This window comes from Acetivibrio straminisolvens JCM 21531, assembly GCF_000521465.1.
GTDB classification, from domain to species: domain Bacteria; phylum Bacillota; class Clostridia; order Acetivibrionales; family Acetivibrionaceae; genus Hungateiclostridium; species Hungateiclostridium straminisolvens.
This window is the reverse complement of sequence record NZ_BAVR01000019.1, coordinates 40136-56729: the sequence shown is the minus strand read 5'-3', so window position 1 is coordinate 56729 and position 16594 is coordinate 40136. Positions and strand designations below refer to the sequence as shown.

The following is a 16594-nucleotide window of genomic DNA, read 5'->3' as shown; positions in this document are numbered from 1 at the left end:
AATTATACTCCGGCGGTGACACGTACGGTGGTGTGGGGGGACGGCTAATCAAATAATGATTAGCTCCTACCCGATTTTTTGACCATCTTCTAAAAAGCATGCCAAGACTTTCGCCAAAAATCTATTCTGTTCATTAATCCATAGGCTGTGAGCAGAATGTTCAAACTACACAATCTGCTTATTGGTTCATCCAGTATCCACTCGTATTCCTCAGCCAGTACGGTGGGAGCGTTGACATCATGCCGTCCCAGGAAGAAGTAGACAGGTACATCCAGCTTGAAATAATCCTTTCTCAAGTCGATATCATAAAACATCTCTATCCTTGAATTTTAATCAATTCTTCTATCAGTCATCAATAAAAGCTGTTCCACTTAACAATAGTGAATGAAGTAAAAATATTACATTTTCATTAGCAGATTCTGCGACTGGATGACTCTGGTTTCTCCAAAATTCTTCTGTCTTTGCAACATCTTTTAGATATCTCTTATTTGTCCAAGGGCAGAATAACGGACTCTTATGTATTGCCGGATATAATGGATGTATATAGAATGAACCGATATTTAGCTTTCTACTTAACCTTTCGATAACTTCTTTAGCATTCATATTGTTAAATTTAGATTTGTCAAATGGAATGATATAGCCATAATATGTCCTATATGAATTATTTTCATATGGTTTAACTATTTTAATACCATCTATTTCACTTAATTTTTCAACCAAATATTCTACATTTTTCTGACGTAACTCATTTTGTTCATCAATCTTTTCCATATTGTGAAGAAGAATAGCTGCCTGAAATTCACTCAAATTATAATTCGTTCCGTGAATTTCTCCTAGTGCCTCAATTTCCATAAAACCATATTTTTTTGCTGTTTCTTCTACATAAGCTCTCCCATCACATCTTAGCTGCTGGATTTTCTTATACAATTCATAATCATCGGTAACAACAGCTCCTCCTTCACCACAAGTAAGAATTTTACCCTGCTGAAAACTAAATGTTCCAATATCTGCAATCGTCCCCGCATACTTATCTTTCCACATAGAAAAATGTGTCTGTGCATTATCTTCAATTACTTTTAAGTTGTACTTATTCGCAATCTCCATAATACGATCCATCTGTGCCATAGCACCACACAAATGAACCGCTATAATTGCTTTCGTTCTATCTGTTATAGCAGACTCAATTTTTTCTGGATCTATGCAGTAGTTCTGCTCACAAACATCTACAAGAACGGGTTCTGCATTTACTTGTAATACTGCAGTTGCAGTAGCTACCCAACTTAATGCCGGTACAATAACCTGGTCTCCTTCACCAATTCCGAGTGCCTCCAAAGCACAAATTAAGGCAGTAGAACCACTTGAAACAGTTACACAGTAGGATACCTTATTCTTTTTTGCAAATTCCTTTTCAAATTTTGCATTGTAGCTATCCTGTCCTGTCCAATAACCGGATAATGACCATCTGTTATTATCAATTACCCCTTTTAATGCTGATATTAATCCTTCGTCAGCAATTGGCCATTCTATACTTTTTTTTCTTTGCATAATCATTCCCCTTCCTTTTTATATATAAATTAAATGTAACTCCATGCTGACCTGACTTATAGTTTATAAACTCATTCCTTCATTTTATTTAATAATAACGGTAAAAATACATTAATATCTGCAACACATCCTAACGTAGCTTTTTTAAAAATTTGTGCATTTTCATCATTATTAACTGCCCAGATTTCATTACATAACACTCCCGACATATGTTGTATACAACCAGATATTCCAAAAGCAATGTATAACTTTGGCTTCACAGTCACCCCTGTCTGTCCAATTTGATATTTTCTATCAATCATTCCCATATCAACTAATGCTCTTGTAGCACCTACCTGAGCACCATAAAGTACTGCGAGTTCAAAAACCATATCTAAATTTTTCTTGCTTTTTATTCCTCTCCCGACAGCAAAAATAATTTGTGCCTTTTCTAATGACTGACTATTTTCCAGAACTTTGATACGATCCAACAGTGTTAAGAAGTCGGTTTTGAAATTCGTTACATCATATCTGACCAATTTACACGTACCGTCATTATCTCTACATTCCGCTAGCGGAAAAACATGTGGTCTCACTGTAGCCATCTGTGGTTTTCTTCTTGGACATATAATCTCTGCTTCTATATTATCTCCAAAAGCGGGACGTACCTGAATTAATGTACCCTCATTCATGTCTAACCAAATGCAATCTGCTGTCAATCCAGTTTTCAGTGCTGACGCAATCCATGGGGCAATTGTTCTTCCATATAGCGTACTACCTAAAAGCACCACACCTGGCTTATACTTTCTAATCATCTCCACTAACGTGTTCGCATAGTTTCCAAATCATAGTATTCAAACATTTTATTTTCTGCATAAAGGATGTAGTCATAGGAAAACCTTTTTATTTCTTCAATTTTCTCCTGTAACGCATATCCTATTAGTACTAATGTTAGCGTGTTATTATTCCTATCTGCAAGTTTTCTTCCAATGCTGTTCAATTCATATATAACATCAAACTTATCAGAATCAGAAGGTTCTGAAATGACCCATACTCCGCCTTCTTCAATCGTACTTTCACCCAATATAAAGTCCTCCCCTCATCCGTAAAATTTTGATGATATAAATTACATCCCTTTCCATTTTTTTAGATAACTAATAAATTGTTCTACTTTCTCCTCCTGATCTCCGTCAATCATAACTCCAGTCTGTATTCCAACTTTCACATGCATACTTTTCACTTGAGTTGCTGAACCTGATAATCCGCATTGTGCACAGTCTGCATGAATATCCTGTGCATTCCATACACTAACATCTTTATTTTGTGCTTCAAGAATAAATTTAATTTTCTTAGTTCGTATTTTAAGTTCAGAACTTACAGCTGTTATTACTACTGGCAATGACGCTTCTACTATTTTTATACCTTGATAATCAATCTGCTGAACTTGTATTTTTTTCTCATCAACGTATTGTATTGATAACACATTTGCTAATAACTTCATTCCAAGTCTTTGTGCAAGATTTGGTCCTACCTGTGCTGTACATCCATCACTACTCTCACAGCCACACAAAATAATCTTACACTCTCCTATTTTCCTAATCCCGCAAGAAAGAACATAAGAAGTTGCAAGTGTGTCTGAACCTTGAAAGGCTTTATCACTCAGCAAAACTGCATCATCCACACCATATCCATACAAACTTCTAATCAGGTTAATGCAATTGTGATTTGCCATACTTAATACTAGGACATTGAAATCCTTTTGCATATCTTTGCATCTCAATCCAAGTTCTAAAGCGTAATAATCAAGCTCATTAATTACCATATCGGCTCCATTTCTGACTAGAACCCCTTTTTCTTTATCCACATACATTTTTTCCCTATCCGGAACTGGTTTCACACACACTACAATATTCATGGCAAATATCCTCTATCTACTTGTTATTTCAAATTTATTTCTAGGTTCTTTAAAAAAGATACTGTTTAAAATAAATGATGCTATCAGACATATAATAGAGATTACCAACACATTATGTATACTCACAACACCTATATCAACAAGTCTTCCAAACAATAATGAAATTAGAAGTGATGGTGCCGTTACTGTATTGGCAATTCCTATATACTGAGATTTATTGATATTCCTTGTAGAATCAATAGGAATATTAATTACCGCAACTTCCTTCATGGCAAGTCCTAAAACAATACACCCATAGATTATGAATACTAGAAGTTTATTCTTGTTAAGCAAAAGAATGGACGTAAAAACAATCTGTATCGATAGTGCTGCCAGCATGATGTAGCGGAAACCTTTTTTTATCTCCTATTCTACCACCTATGTAATTTCCAATCCCAAAGATAATACAATAAATAATCGTAAATTTTATTGTATCTTCATTCGGAATATCAAAAAGGTTTATGATATATAATAAAGTAAATGTAGTAATACATATGCTGAAGTTTGCAAGATACTGCAATAAGAGATAAATTCTAAAATTCTTATCCTTTGCCAGAATGTCTTTACAAGAGCAAAAATACTCATACCAATTAATCTTTTGAGCAACATTGTGAAATTCCTCTTTTGGTTCCTTTACAAGTAAAAAGAATTGTGTGGCTATTAGTGCAAAAATGAAAAAAATCAGAAATCCGGCACGATAGTATTGAAATGTATCTAATCGCTCATTCAAAGCATTCATTAGAGGATAAGCTAATAAACTTATGATGTATCCAAAGGAAAATACAATTCCCCAAAGAGTTCCCCTCTTTTCTTCAGGAACAACATAAGAAACATAATTCTGATAGGCTACACACTCCAATGATAATCCTAAATTACTGCAAATCAGCAATAGAAACAAACAAGGTACAAAGTAAAAACCAATTCCCTTCATATTGCCCAAAACTAAGTAAATAGCCAGATATGGAACTATAATCCATATACAAGATAAATAAAGAACCTTTCTCATATTCTTGTTAATATGTATAACTGCCCCCCATAAAATACATGGTACAGAATTAAAGAACATAAAAACAGGAACAACTGCACTTACTGCTAGATTACTTGCATTTACTTGCTTTAAAAAATAAATCAGAGAAGTTTCCGGATGAACCAGAGTTGAACCAATCTGCCATAAAATGTTCACCATAGTAAAGCTTATTAAATTTCTTACATAGTAATCATATCTGCTTTTTGAACTCTCTTTCATGATTTAACCTCCACTTTAAATAGATGCAAAACATTTATATATATTGCAGAGAATCTGGTACTCCTTATCTGAATTAAAATTGACAATGTCATAAACTTTCTGAATAGCTTCTTTATTTTTCAACTGACCAATTATTGTCTCATAATTATTGTCAACCAATTCAGCCCTCAGATAAATTAAACGAGCGTTTTCAAAACCCTTTACTATATTCTGATACTCTTTCAGATATATGCCTATATTTTGTTCTAATCCGTTTTTTGACATAAAGTACTCTATTTTTTTTAACATTCCTCTTTTGTGCTCCGCTAGCAAATGAAATGTACGGTAATCATGTTTAAATTCACCTTTTAATAATTTCTTCAAATTATCAAGAATACTTTCATATACTTGCATTCCGTATTTTGCATTCTTCCCCATTTCAATCACTACATCTTTTCTTAATAAGGATTCATCTGGAATTGCATAAATATATTCATTTAATTTTTTGAGAAAAATCTCTATTCTGGCTTGATAAGGTTCCTTTAAATCAAACACCCTGTTCAAGTATGCAGTATGCATTTTTACCCAACAGAAGTCATTATCATATTCTGCCTTTCCTTTTTCATAAGCTTCTCTAAAGATTTCAAATGGATATTCTGCTTCAACAAATCGCTGTCTTCCATCATACCCAAGCCCAAAAAACACTTCTTTATCTAAATCATATCCATACAATAAAGTTTGGTGAATATGAGTATACTTATGGTATGCCGCACGTCCTGGCAAATAGTATTCGTTTGTGTAAATTGTGGAATAATAATTGTTATTAATATTGTCAATAACAAATTTAACAATATCAGATACATCCTTCATATGTTCTGAAGACATATCAATAATATCTGATACATCTTCATAAAAGTAGTCCTTCTCAAGCATGTCAACCCAACATACACCTGTATTATGCATCATGGTATACAATTGGATAAAATGTTCATTCATCCATGGATAAATATTTTTATTCCATAAAAGTGTACACAATGGAAAATTAAAATGAAGAAATGTAGTTACATCAGACTGAATTTCTATCGGCAATTTTTTTTCTTCTTGTACTCTTCATAGTATCGTTATACCCTCTTCCCTTTTTCTTTATTGTTTATGATTGTCTCGAAACGAGAAACAATGCTCTTCCAATCAAATTCTGCACAAAATTTCTTCCTAAAATCTTCACCAATCTCTATAGCTGACCTATGAGACAGTAATGTTCTAAGAGTGTCACTTAGTTTAATTATATCCGGCTTCGCCAGTTCGAGCCTAAGCGGCTTTTGCTCGTGTTCTGGCGATTCTAAAAATATATCATCCAACACTTCTATTTTCTTTACCATATCAATGCTTATCATCTCATTAGCCGAAAAATAATCGATATACGTATCACGGTTCCAAATAATCGGTTTCTTACCTAGTGCCACTGAATAAAGTACAAGTGGATTAATTTCTTCAAGAGAATTTAAGTTAATGTATGCATCACATTCTGAAATTTGGCGGATATAATCACTTTCCTTATATACTCCCTCAATCAAGGTTATGTTATCAGTTTCCGCCATAATTCCCCTTAATTTTTCCATATAGCCCCTTTTTTTTGTCACTACGTTATATATATTAGAATTAATCCACTGATTAAATGAATCATTATAGATAAAGTTATCTTTAGCATACTCTTCTATATTATATGTTACAATTTTAAGATGTATATTTTTTATGTTTTTTACAATTTCAGCTATTTCTATTAAGTTTGTATTCTTATTAATTGTTTGATCCGCCCACAACAATATGAATACTTTATTACTGTCCCTGTTTTTACATTGATACTGATATAACTGTTCTGTATCAATCCCTACAGGTAAAAATTCCTTTTTTACATTCCATGAAGCAAAATCTTCTTTTCTTTTCTGAAAAACGGTTGGATAGCTACTCCTTATTTCATCGTGTTCTTTCTGACTGATTAACGATTGTTCCTGCCATAATATTCGGCTTGATAATGAACGCTCAGAACAAGCATTTATCGAATCCATAAAACATGGTATCTTATTTCCAGCAAAGTTTAATGTATGATTTCTCGCTTCGCTCAGCCATTGTTTGTTCTCATCTTCATTAAGCAGAAACACATTATCAAATTCAATTTCCTGAAACAAATCAATATCAACATTTATTCCTACAAGATATCCCATCTTTTTCGCTGCTATTGCAAAATGCAGCAAACAATATTGTGTCTTAAACATATGATAATATGGTGAAAGGTTTATAAGTACTGCCCTATTGAATCTGACATATCTCTGCAATTCGCCCTCTTCATCCATAATCCAAACACTTCTGCATATTCTAGATGCTTCTTCACATAAGACCATAAAAAGTCCTTCATTGATATTTTTATATTTCTGAGATACAATACCGCAAGAAAATACATGGTCTTGAAAGTCGGTTCGAAATCCAATCATATTTACTACTTTATTATCCATGAGTCTGGTTTCTGGTACATATGCGAAAGAAACCTGTTCACACTTAATCAACTCTATATTTTCAATTCCAAATAGAATGGTATTTGCTGAAATTTTTTTCTTTACTTCTTCAATATTTTTTATCTCATTTATTATTGCTTCCTTGCTTATAATGCGTTCTTGTATTCTGATATATTCGTTTGACCATATTTCTGCTTCCTTTGTAAATAGTTCGACCATCCAGTTCCGATGTTTTTCTACCAGAAATTTAGAGTTTTTCTGAAAATCTTCCTCTCTTTTTGCCAATTCAATATGATGGTATAAATGATAAACGCATATATCCTCTATCATCTTTATATCAGCACCGTTTTTCCATAAGCGGTATCCCAACTCAATATCTTCATTTCCCCAATTTTCTCCAAATTGCTCATCAAATCCATTAACTTGATCAAACTGCCACTTTGCTATACTAAAGCAAGCGGAATACAAAATCTGCCACCCCCCCCTGTAATACTGGTTCGTTTCTCGGAAATAACGCATTGGAGTTTTTCTCCCATCCAGTGTACCTGGCAAATTCTCGATTATTTCAAAATGGTTCTGCACAATATATTCACTTATCTGATTTGGCTCATATTTATTCAGATATACACGATATCCAACTGATACCTGTCCATCCTTTCTGTGCTTCTCAAAATTGGAAATAAGGTCTTTCCCTGGGAGAATATCACCGTCCAAGAATATCAAATTCTTTCCTTTTGCATGTTTTGCACCGTAGTTACGGTTATTACTCCTATTGCCGCAGTGTGGTCTTCTTAGATATTGAATATTCATCTGCTTACTGTATCTGCTCACCAAATCATTGAGCTTTACAGCAGAACCATCATCAACAATAATTACTTCATAGTCTATTTTAGGATAATTCTGTACAGCTAATGCTGACAAAATTAGTTTTATTTCATCATACTTATTCCAATATAATACAATAACTGAATACTCCATCGCTCTTCACCCAACTCTCCCATCAGTTTGACTGGTAGTTAAACTTTTATTTATGTAATCTTATATCAAATTGTTTTCCGCCAACTAGAACCTGCAATAAATGCTCCTCAAAAACATACTTATTTTCCTCATTTAAGACTTTTAATCTGTCTTTTTCTATCACTATTGTAACATTTTCTACCTGTCCCTTCCTTACAAGGAGTTTTTTGTATCCAAGCAATTCTAAGCGAAGACCAACACATGAAAAGTATAGATGCCTCCCCCAGACCTGCACAACTTCTTTTCCATCAAGATCACCATTATTTCTAATATCCAAGGTAATAATCAGATCCTGATTAGCTTCCAATTCTTCTGGTACATAAATATTCTCATAAGTAAAGCTGGTATAACTAAGACCATAGCCAAAAGGAAATAATGGATTGTAGGTCGTCATGTTTCTTGAATTATATAAGACTGGTAAATCACTAGATGATCTAGGAAATGATATTGGAAGCTTTCCTGATGGGTTGACCTTGCCTAAAAGAATATCTGCTATTCCAGTCCCTCCTTGTGTTCCTGGAAGGCAACACCATACTATGGCATCTGCTAGTTCCAGTATGTTTGCAATAACCAGTGGACGTCCTGATATCAAAACACATACAACTTTCTCCTGATTTTTCCTAAGTTTCTTTAAGAGATCCAACTGCTCCTGTGGTACACATAGCTCTGGTAAATCGCAACCTTCTTCTGCATAAGGTTCTTCAGCAATTACCATAATTGCCATATCAGCAGTTTCTTTGTATTTAGAAAGCTCTATTTCATCTTTTGCATAATCGATCTTGGAAAACTCTTTTGAATTCTTTCTAAGTGCTGTCAGCAAGGTATCTCCTGACTGAATGTCCTCTTCATTGATAATATTCCATCCCATAGTCCATCCGCCACATAAATGTCTTCTTGTGTCCGCTGCCTCTCCTACAACAAGGATTCTTTTGTGATTATCACTTATTGGCAATACTTGATCATTTTTTAACAGAACTGCTGATTCACTCACAATATGATAAGCGGTTTCTACAGATTCCGGACTCCCTATTTCCACCACCTCTGATTCTTTTCTCCCATTGAATAGGTTGAACTCCGCCTTTAATCTCAGTACTCTTTCTACAGATTCATTAATTCTTTTCATTGGGATGAGACCATTCTCTACTGCATTTATAATAATATCAATGATATCCAAATTATCCGGCACCATGTTTAAATCAATTCCGGCATTAATTGCCGCAATAATCCCTGATTTCAAAGAGTCCATAGTCATATGCCTTGTATATATTTTTTGAAGATCGGCCCAGTCTGATACTATTAATCCCTGAAAACCCAATTCTTCACGCAATAATTTTTGCATAATCCATTTATTTTTATGAACAGGAATTCCATTAAGTGAACTGCTGTTGAGCATAATCATCTTGACTCCTGCCTGTACGGCAGCTCGGAAAGATGGAAGATGAATTTCCCTTATTGTCCTTTCCGAAATATCAATTGGTTCCCTGTCACGTCCAGTGCTCGATTCTCCGTAAGCTAAGAAGTGTTTGGCACACGCCCCAAATAATTTACTTTCCTGATATCCTTTTACATACTGTTCTGTCATTTTTGCTGCGAGATATGGATCTTCACCACAACTCTCATACACGCGAGACCATCTTGGATCTCTCGCAATATCCCCATTTGGTGCAAATACAAAATTCATACCCGCATATCTAAGTTCCTTTTCAACATTTTTCGCTAACCGGTAAGCAAGGGAGTCATCCCATGTTGATACTACACCTAGATTATGTGGATATATGGTAGCATTGGATAAATAATTAAAACCATGTATTGCGTCTAGTCCTTGCAATACAGGAATCTTAAGACGGGTTTTATCCGTATATTTTTTTAGTTCATCACATACATTACGCCATCCCTCAATGGTATTATCTTTTAATATACCTGTTCCACCATAAAAAATAAAACCAACACCATATTCAATCAATACTCGTTCTAAAGCTTTCGGATTTAAGTCCTTTTTATATAATTCCAATCTTCTTCTGCCATGTTTTCATCCCATGGCTCTTCCATCAATCTATGAATCTCAATCATCTGGAGTTGTCCAATCTTTTCTCTTATCGTCATTGCATGAATCATTTCATATAAATCTTTTTCACTAATTTGACCCATATTCAAGTTCTCCATTATCTATAATTCAAAATCCAGTCCATCTTCTGTCAGTGCACTATAATGATTGCATACTTTACATACCTCGTAATTAGACCGCTTTCCTTCTGCCAGTTCTGTTCGTATACGCACATATACCTCATCGTTCCAAATATCTATTAAATCACGTTCCATGATATTTCCCATTGTATGTACCTGACAGTAATCATTAAAACAGTATACTACATTACCTTTACAAGTAATAACTAGTAAATTCTTTGGAACAATACATGGCCTTTCCGAAATAACATTTCCACCAACTCCTTCAAGTAATCCTCCCCTATTCACAAGATTCAATTCTTTACTTGTTAAATAAGTAACTTTCTCTTTAAGGTTATCACTTATATGGTCATAAACTTTTTGAAATCTATGACCATTACCTTGGTGATTAGTTATAATAAATTTATCAACACCATAGTCATTCAGTAAAACCAACTTTTCCCTATCCAAATAATCTCCATTGGAATATAGAAAAATTTTACTATCGGGTAATTGTATTTTTGTCTCTTTCACGTATGGAATTAAATTTTTACATAGCAAAGGCTCTCCAAAGAAATGATACGAAATTCTGCCATCAAATTTTATCTTTCTCAGGCTTTCTAGTAACTTATAAAATACTTTTGATTCCATTTCCCCTTGTTCTTTTCTTTTCATAAATGAATTTGGGCAGTAAGAGCATTTACGATTACATTGTGAATTAATCTCTATTTCAACCATTCGAAACATTTTCCCCAACCTCATTATCATTTAATATAATTGTGTCCCTATTATTTAGTCGACTCTAACCAATCCTTTAAAATTCTATATTGATCTGAAGTCATATTTACGTCAGTACCAAGAGGTGTTTTGAAAAATAGTGAAAATTGACTTTGCGTTCCATAACTCTCCTTCTTCCATGCATACTGTGTTAATCGAATTAAGTCGATAACCAGTGGTGCTGCAAGGAAGGAATCAATTCCCTGCCAAGTAAATGTCATATTCATCTTTGCTCCGCCAAATCCGCTGAACAGAATATAATCCCAGGCAACTTTATTATCTCCCATCGGTTTCATATAGTCGATTCTAACTTTACAGTCCGGAGAGTAACCAAGGCATTTCTGCAATACCTGCTTTTTAGAAGCAATCTTAGTCTCTTTATTATCACCATAATCTAAAACTTTACCATCTAAGTTTCCTAAAATATTAGTTCCATACCACATTTCAACATTTAGATTACGAACTCTAAATAATTCTGATAATACAGTCTTTAATAATGTTTCTCCGGTTTTTCCATCTTTACCCGCGATAGGTACTTTCCTTTCAAGAGCAAGTTCCTCTAATGCTGGAAAATCTGCACAAATTGATGGTGTAAAATTGATATAAGGAATTCCTTCATCGATTGCACAATATGCATAAAGCTGACCTGGTGTAATATTGCATTCATTTAACTCAATGGCTCTTCTAAAATTATCAATAGATGAATGATTTTCATTCATTCGAATAGTTGCTTCTGTAGAAGCAAGGTTAACCATAATGCAGTCATCGTTTCCCTTAAATGCTAACAATTCTTTTTTAATATGATCTACTGCTTCCGCAAGGTTGTTGCAATTTTTTCTCGATTCACTTGTACCAATATCCTCTATAGCAGTTCCACCATTAATACATACACCCTTAAATACCTGAACTTCACTTAAACACTTCTGTACTTCTTTATCATACTGAATGTGAAAAATGTCATTTTGGTCTCCAATAATTGCAGATTCAACCATCCCCTCTGCTCTAACATCAAATCCACCAAATTCAAAACTGTTGGTATCTATTAAAGGAATATCTTTAAATAACTCTGTATTGGTAAGTAGTGCGTCAACCTGAGTTCCATTAATTTTACTTTTAAAAATTCCTGTCATAGTTACTGTTGAAATTCCGCCTTTAACACCAATAATACAAATTTTCATTTTATTTGCCATTCCTTTCGCTTCGCTCAAGGCACAAAACGTAATAAAAAAGCTACTTGCCAGGAGCTGATTATAGTTAAGCAATAACTCCAGTTCTGTCATACCTGACTTTTATTTGTAATCTTCCCTTCGGATTTTAGGCACATTTCCAGTTGATTCCTCCTTTTTTTCCTCTTCTCACCCCCTATGCCCAACTGCATTATCTGCCAATGGATATCTATCAACAGTTCTAACCATCATATTCGTTCCTTTTGTCCAGGAATTGTGTGAAATGTCCGAATCAGCTTGCTACTAACTGTTGCTATGGATTTGCATTTTCACGTACAATTTGGGGCCAGAGTTTTTTATCTAGTCCATATTGATTCAGAAAAGCATAAACACATCTCTCCAAACCAAATGCTGCACAACTTGAATTAATCACTTTTCCATTGTTTGTAATATGAAATGATCTGCCAAGGAAATCTTTGTGATTGTTGATCGATCCTATTGCAACCTTGGAAGAATTCCCGTTTAATCTTGCATTTACTTCAGTTTTTAATCCGAAAGTTCTTTGAAATGTGCTTTGAATTGAGAATTCCTCCACAAAAAACGGGTCGTTTGCGGATGCTAAGTAATAGTTCATTCCTATCTCTTCAAACAAAAGTTTTATCTTCTCGGTTACATTCTTTATGTATTCACTTATCATTTCCTCTGTACCTAAGCAAATGATTTCCCTCATTGTAAAATCTCTGAGTCTCTCAAGCGTTCTCATACTTTTGGATTCATATCTGAAACATTTTCCTTCAGCCCCTATAATAAGCGGTTTATCCGTAAGATTTAAATCCCTATTTTTATACTGGGCATAGGTATGAAAACACACCGCAGAAGAATTAATCATATCTGTTTGAAAATGACTTCCTAATCTACTCATGTCAACATCTGACTCTATTGTCTTTGCCTGCTCGGAAAAATCGTCAATCAAATTCATATCCTCATTAAGCCTAGAAACGAAATTAAGACTTTCTGGTCTTGAAGATAGATACATTATATTTTGCATGGTTTTAATAGGAATCAATGTCGGATATTTATACTCTACAGCACCAAGTTCTTCTCCCATCTTTTTAATCTGATCTGAAAAGTAGGATAGTAACTCCAGGCATACTCCTGAAATCCCCACAACACCATTCTCTTCCTTAACAACCGCCTGACTACTTACCAGTTCATCCCAGACATCCTTTTTATTTGGAACCTCGATGTTATGGTCATATAACACTTTATTTTTAAAGAACTTATATGATTTATAAAACCTATCAGTCATCCTCTTAATCTTATCTTTTTCCTCTTCTGTACCTTTCTCTAAGGTAAAGATAACCTTTGGTTCTTCAATAAACTCTATGGACACAATATCCTTAGAGACATAATTAAGTCTATCAATAAATTCATCTCTCAACTCCACATCGAGTACTCTGTCCACAGCTACTTCATATAATTGCATTATACGTTCCACCTCTTTCGTACAAATAAAGGCCACTTGCTTTCATCTAATCCAAATTGACAAAAAAATGCATACGTAAGACGTTCCAGTCCAAATCCCAAACATGATGTTTTATTGTGTCTCCATCCGCAAATTTAAGATCAAACGCCTTTCCAAAGTAGTCATTATGAAGATTGGAAGATCCTACAGCAATTGTGTGTTCTGCATCTACATTAAGTCTAAACTCATATTTGCTCTCTTTTAGCATCTGTATTGCTCTCCTGTCCAACATGCTTTCATCTGCAAAGAATGGATCGGATGCAGACTGACAAACACCGATTAAGCCTATTGTATCAAACAATTCTATTACCTTCTGTAGCAGTATCTCACGGTTATTTTTGAATACAAAATCATTATCACCCATAAAAACGATTTCTCGAATTGTAAAATCCCATAATCTTTCTAAATTTTTATAATATTTCGATTCATATCGAAATGATTTTCCCCGAGAGGTGATTACAATGCCCTCTCTTGGGATTTGCCTTCCGGAATACTGCTGATATGTATGATAGCACATAGTTGGAGGAAGACAGTGTCCTATTCCGTCAGACATTTTAATATACTCTTCATATCCCATCTGTGAATCCTGCACCTTATAGTAAGTGTCAATCTCATTGTGCAGATGTGTTATAAACATTAAAAATTGTGGAAATGAATTCATATAATTTATTTTTTCAAGTGCCTTATAGGAAAGCAATGTTGGATACTGATATTCTTTTGCGTTGAAATTGCTCATAACTATACTTTTGAGTTGCTGATCAAAAAATTCATAAACCTTCATGAATTTCTGGCCAACTGCAACCAAACCTTCCCCCATTTCAAAGGCTTCTCCTTGTTCTTCCATAACTTGAAATATATTCTTAAAATATGTACGTGACTGCACTTTGCTTTTCCATTTCACTTTAGAGGGTATACTAAGATTTTTATTGAATTCTTGCTCAATTAACAAATTTACCTTTTTCTCAAGTTCATTAAAGCTCACTTTTTCTGAATCAAAATCAAGTGTCAATCCTATGATTTTATTCTCTTGAGTAATGAGCTCAAACTTCCTGATTGCATCCGATATGTAATAAATTCTTTGGAACAAATCTTGATAATTTGCCATACTAACTTCTTTTCTAAAGGCAATCCCAATCATTTTTCCACTTTCTCCTTTTTTCCATACTAACACCCATTGCATCCTGGTTGTACGGGTTCTCGTTCTCCTTCATAGACTTAAGGAATGATATATTATGTTTTGCTTTTTCTTTTTGACTAAAGAAACACGTTGCAATATTTCCTGTCCACTTCTTGCCTTCCTCTGTAATATGCAAATACTTATCATCTTCACTTATATAACCTAATTCCTTAAGCCTATCTATTGTGCTACGATATATCTGTATATCCTCTAATTCAGATTTGTCTTGAACCAAATATAACGGGAAAAAAACCATCTTTTTTCTATCCTGTTCTTCTTTAGAAACAAGCATTCCACAATCAATCGGATACTCACCTTTATCTATCATACTCATATACTTTTTGACATCCGGTACATTTCGGAAATTTACACCATCAAGATAGCTTCTTGAAGATGGCCCCAATCCAAGTACACTTCCGCCGTTAAAGAAATAATCAACATGAGGAGGGGCCTTTGTTTCCTCTTTAGAATAAGTAAAAGACATTACCTGATTATATTTTAATTCTTTGAATGTGTTTATAACTGATGCAGTCATTAGGATATTTTTTCTTTCACTAGGTTTCTCTTTAAAATAATTTCCCTTATCAATAACTTCCTTAAACTTGGTGTTTGGAAATATATTCAAGCTATATATATCAATAAACTTAGGACCAAGTTTGACCATTTCTTGAATATCATCTACTACCTGTTGTACTTTTTCTCCAGGAAGATTGTACATAAGATCCATCGAATAGTCTCGATACCCAATTTTATTAATTTTTTCCGTAACTTCATATATCTGTTCTACCGTTGATTCAATTAAAAGCTTTTTCCTTAGTTCTTTATTAAATGTCTGCACACCGATACTAAGACGTTGAACACCAATATCATAAAAAGCCTCTAGCTTTTCATCTTTCAGTAAACTTGCAGGATTCCCTTCCATGGTAATCAATTCGCATTCTGCACAGTTAAAGTTCTCTTTTATTTCCTGTATCACCATCCTTAAAAAATCCGGTTCTACTAATGACGGAGTTCCTCCACCAAACTGAATTGCTTTAACTTTCTTCGTCTTAAAATGTTCAAAGTTTTTGTACATCCTCAGTTCTTTACATATTGCTTCAAAATACTTTTTTCTTGCGTAATAATCATAATGACTCAACGGTTCCTTAAAATAAGAGCAGTAAAAACAAAATCTATTACAGAAAGGTACATGAATATAAATAACCAATCCATCGATACCGTTTATTGAACGTCTATTCAACAACTCCAAGTACTGTGGTACATTTTCAATAACATCTTCATACTTGCATAATTTTGGATAAAACAGTACATCCGTAAGCCTTTTTTTAAATTTTTCTATATACATCTTGTCACCTTCATTAATTATATATTTCTATACTTGCACTTTTTATCTAGAAATGCATAAATTTTCCCTAACGAATCAAAATTTTCAAGTGTATATTCATCATTCTCTAATTCAAAATTCAATTCTTCCATAAGAAATGTAATAAGTCGCATGATATCGATTGAATCAATAATTCCTCCCTTAATTAAGGATGTTGTTTCGGTAATATTTG

Annotated in this window: 15 protein-coding genes; all 15 read right to left on the bottom strand. The window is 33.9% G+C overall.

Annotated elements, in window-relative coordinates; genetic code table 11:
• Window positions 1–345: 345 nt before the first annotated feature.
• Window positions 346–1545 (bottom strand): DegT/DnrJ/EryC1/StrS family aminotransferase, encoded by a 1200-nt coding sequence (locus JCM21531_RS06985; protein ID WP_054847037.1) that lies wholly within the window; start codon window positions 1543–1545, stop codon window positions 346–348.
• Window positions 1546–1616: 71 nt separating this feature from the next.
• Entirely contained in the window at window positions 1617–2339 is a 723-nt protein-coding gene (locus JCM21531_RS06980; protein ID WP_131464428.1) for an electron transfer flavoprotein subunit alpha/FixB family protein, read from the bottom strand.
• Between the two features lie 5 nt (window positions 2340–2344).
• Window positions 2345–2608: an adenine nucleotide alpha hydrolase family protein gene (locus tag JCM21531_RS17665; RefSeq protein WP_054847035.1), complete on the bottom strand. Its 264-nt coding sequence runs from the start codon at window positions 2606–2608 to the stop codon at window positions 2345–2347.
• Window positions 2609–2650: 42 nt separating this feature from the next.
• Window positions 2651–3439 carry an electron transfer flavoprotein subunit beta/FixA family protein gene (locus JCM21531_RS06975; RefSeq protein ID WP_027621457.1) on the bottom strand — a complete coding sequence of 263 codons (789 nt, stop codon included), beginning with the start codon at window positions 3437–3439 and terminating at the stop codon, window positions 2651–2653.
• Between the two features lie 12 nt (window positions 3440–3451).
• On the bottom strand, window positions 3452–3817 hold the full coding sequence (locus JCM21531_RS06970; RefSeq protein WP_131464425.1) for a hypothetical protein: 366 nt from the start codon (window positions 3815–3817) through the stop codon (window positions 3452–3454).
• Window positions 3765–4724 (bottom strand): MFS transporter, encoded by a 960-nt coding sequence (locus tag JCM21531_RS06965; RefSeq protein ID WP_038288577.1) that lies wholly within the window; start codon window positions 4722–4724, stop codon window positions 3765–3767. Before JCM21531_RS06965 ends, JCM21531_RS06970 begins: the two co-directional genes overlap by 53 nt.
• A gap of 15 nt (window positions 4725–4739) precedes the next feature.
• Window positions 4740–5636 carry a hypothetical protein gene (locus tag JCM21531_RS06960; protein ID WP_131464422.1) on the bottom strand — a complete coding sequence of 299 codons (897 nt, stop codon included), beginning with the start codon at window positions 5634–5636 and terminating at the stop codon, window positions 4740–4742.
• Window positions 5637–5824: 188 nt separating this feature from the next.
• Entirely contained in the window at window positions 5825–8191 is a 2367-nt protein-coding gene (locus JCM21531_RS06955) for a glycosyltransferase (protein WP_038288572.1), read from the bottom strand.
• A 46-nt stretch (window positions 8192–8237) separates the two neighbouring features.
• Window positions 8238–10241, bottom strand: a complete 2004-nt coding sequence (locus tag JCM21531_RS06950) for a glycoside hydrolase family 3 protein (RefSeq protein WP_038288571.1) — start codon at window positions 10239–10241, stop codon at window positions 8238–8240.
• Window positions 10217–10393, bottom strand: a complete 177-nt coding sequence (locus tag JCM21531_RS18890) for a hypothetical protein (protein WP_157833655.1) — start codon at window positions 10391–10393, stop codon at window positions 10217–10219. The genes JCM21531_RS06950 and JCM21531_RS18890 overlap by 25 nt, the downstream gene beginning before the upstream one ends.
• A gap of 3 nt (window positions 10394–10396) precedes the next feature.
• Window positions 10397–11131, bottom strand: coding sequence for a radical SAM/SPASM domain-containing protein (locus JCM21531_RS06945; protein WP_162149306.1), 735 nt, complete (start codon window positions 11129–11131; stop codon window positions 10397–10399).
• 50 nt (window positions 11132–11181) lie between these two features.
• Window positions 11182–12450, bottom strand: coding sequence for an inositol-3-phosphate synthase (locus JCM21531_RS06940; protein WP_051411157.1), 1269 nt, complete (start codon window positions 12448–12450; stop codon window positions 11182–11184).
• Window positions 12451–12649: 199 nt separating this feature from the next.
• Window positions 12650–13822, bottom strand: coding sequence for an aminoacyl--tRNA ligase-related protein (locus JCM21531_RS06935; protein WP_027621449.1), 1173 nt, complete (start codon window positions 13820–13822; stop codon window positions 12650–12652).
• 46 nt (window positions 13823–13868) lie between these two features.
• Window positions 13869–15032 carry a class-II aminoacyl-tRNA synthetase family protein gene (locus JCM21531_RS06930; protein WP_162149305.1) on the bottom strand — a complete coding sequence of 388 codons (1164 nt, stop codon included), beginning with the start codon at window positions 15030–15032 and terminating at the stop codon, window positions 13869–13871.
• Window positions 14980–16383, bottom strand: coding sequence for a coproporphyrinogen-III oxidase family protein (locus JCM21531_RS06925; RefSeq protein ID WP_038288568.1), 1404 nt, complete (start codon window positions 16381–16383; stop codon window positions 14980–14982). The genes JCM21531_RS06930 and JCM21531_RS06925 overlap by 53 nt, the downstream gene beginning before the upstream one ends.
• Between the last annotated feature and the right edge of the window lie 211 nt (window positions 16384–16594).

What these genes read in the sequence shown, in the direction of transcription:
- JCM21531_RS06985 (WP_054847037.1), bottom strand. Translation starts at nt 1,545, where the DNA reads ATGCAAAGAAAAAAAAGTATAGAATGGCCAATTGCTGACGAAGGATTA.
- JCM21531_RS06980 (WP_131464428.1), bottom strand. Translation starts at nt 2,339, where the DNA reads ATGATTAGAAAGTATAAGCCAGGTGTGGTGCTTTTAGGTAGTACGCTA.
- JCM21531_RS06975 (WP_027621457.1), bottom strand. Translation starts at nt 3,439, where the DNA reads ATGAATATTGTAGTGTGTGTGAAACCAGTTCCGGATAGGGAAAAAATG.
- JCM21531_RS06970 (WP_131464425.1), bottom strand. Translation starts at nt 3,817, where the DNA reads ATGCTGGCAGCACTATCGATACAGATTGTTTTTACGTCCATTCTTTTG.
- JCM21531_RS06965 (WP_038288577.1), bottom strand. Translation starts at nt 4,724, where the DNA reads ATGAAAGAGAGTTCAAAAAGCAGATATGATTACTATGTAAGAAATTTA.
- JCM21531_RS06960 (WP_131464422.1), bottom strand. Translation starts at nt 5,636, where the DNA reads ATGCTTGAGAAGGACTACTTTTATGAAGATGTATCAGATATTATTGAT.
- JCM21531_RS06955 (WP_038288572.1), bottom strand. Translation starts at nt 8,191, where the DNA reads ATGGAGTATTCAGTTATTGTATTATATTGGAATAAGTATGATGAAATA.
- JCM21531_RS18890 (WP_157833655.1), bottom strand. Translation starts at nt 10,393, where the DNA reads ATGGAGAACTTGAATATGGGTCAAATTAGTGAAAAAGATTTATATGAA.
- JCM21531_RS06945 (WP_162149306.1), bottom strand. Translation starts at nt 11,131, where the DNA reads ATGGTTGAAATAGAGATTAATTCACAATGTAATCGTAAATGCTCTTAC.
- JCM21531_RS06940 (WP_051411157.1), bottom strand. Translation starts at nt 12,450, where the DNA reads ATGACAGAACTGGAGTTATTGCTTAACTATAATCAGCTCCTGGCAAGT.
- JCM21531_RS06935 (WP_027621449.1), bottom strand. Translation starts at nt 13,822, where the DNA reads ATGCAATTATATGAAGTAGCTGTGGACAGAGTACTCGATGTGGAGTTG.
- JCM21531_RS06925 (WP_038288568.1), bottom strand. Translation starts at nt 16,383, where the DNA reads ATGTATATAGAAAAATTTAAAAAAAGGCTTACGGATGTACTGTTTTAT.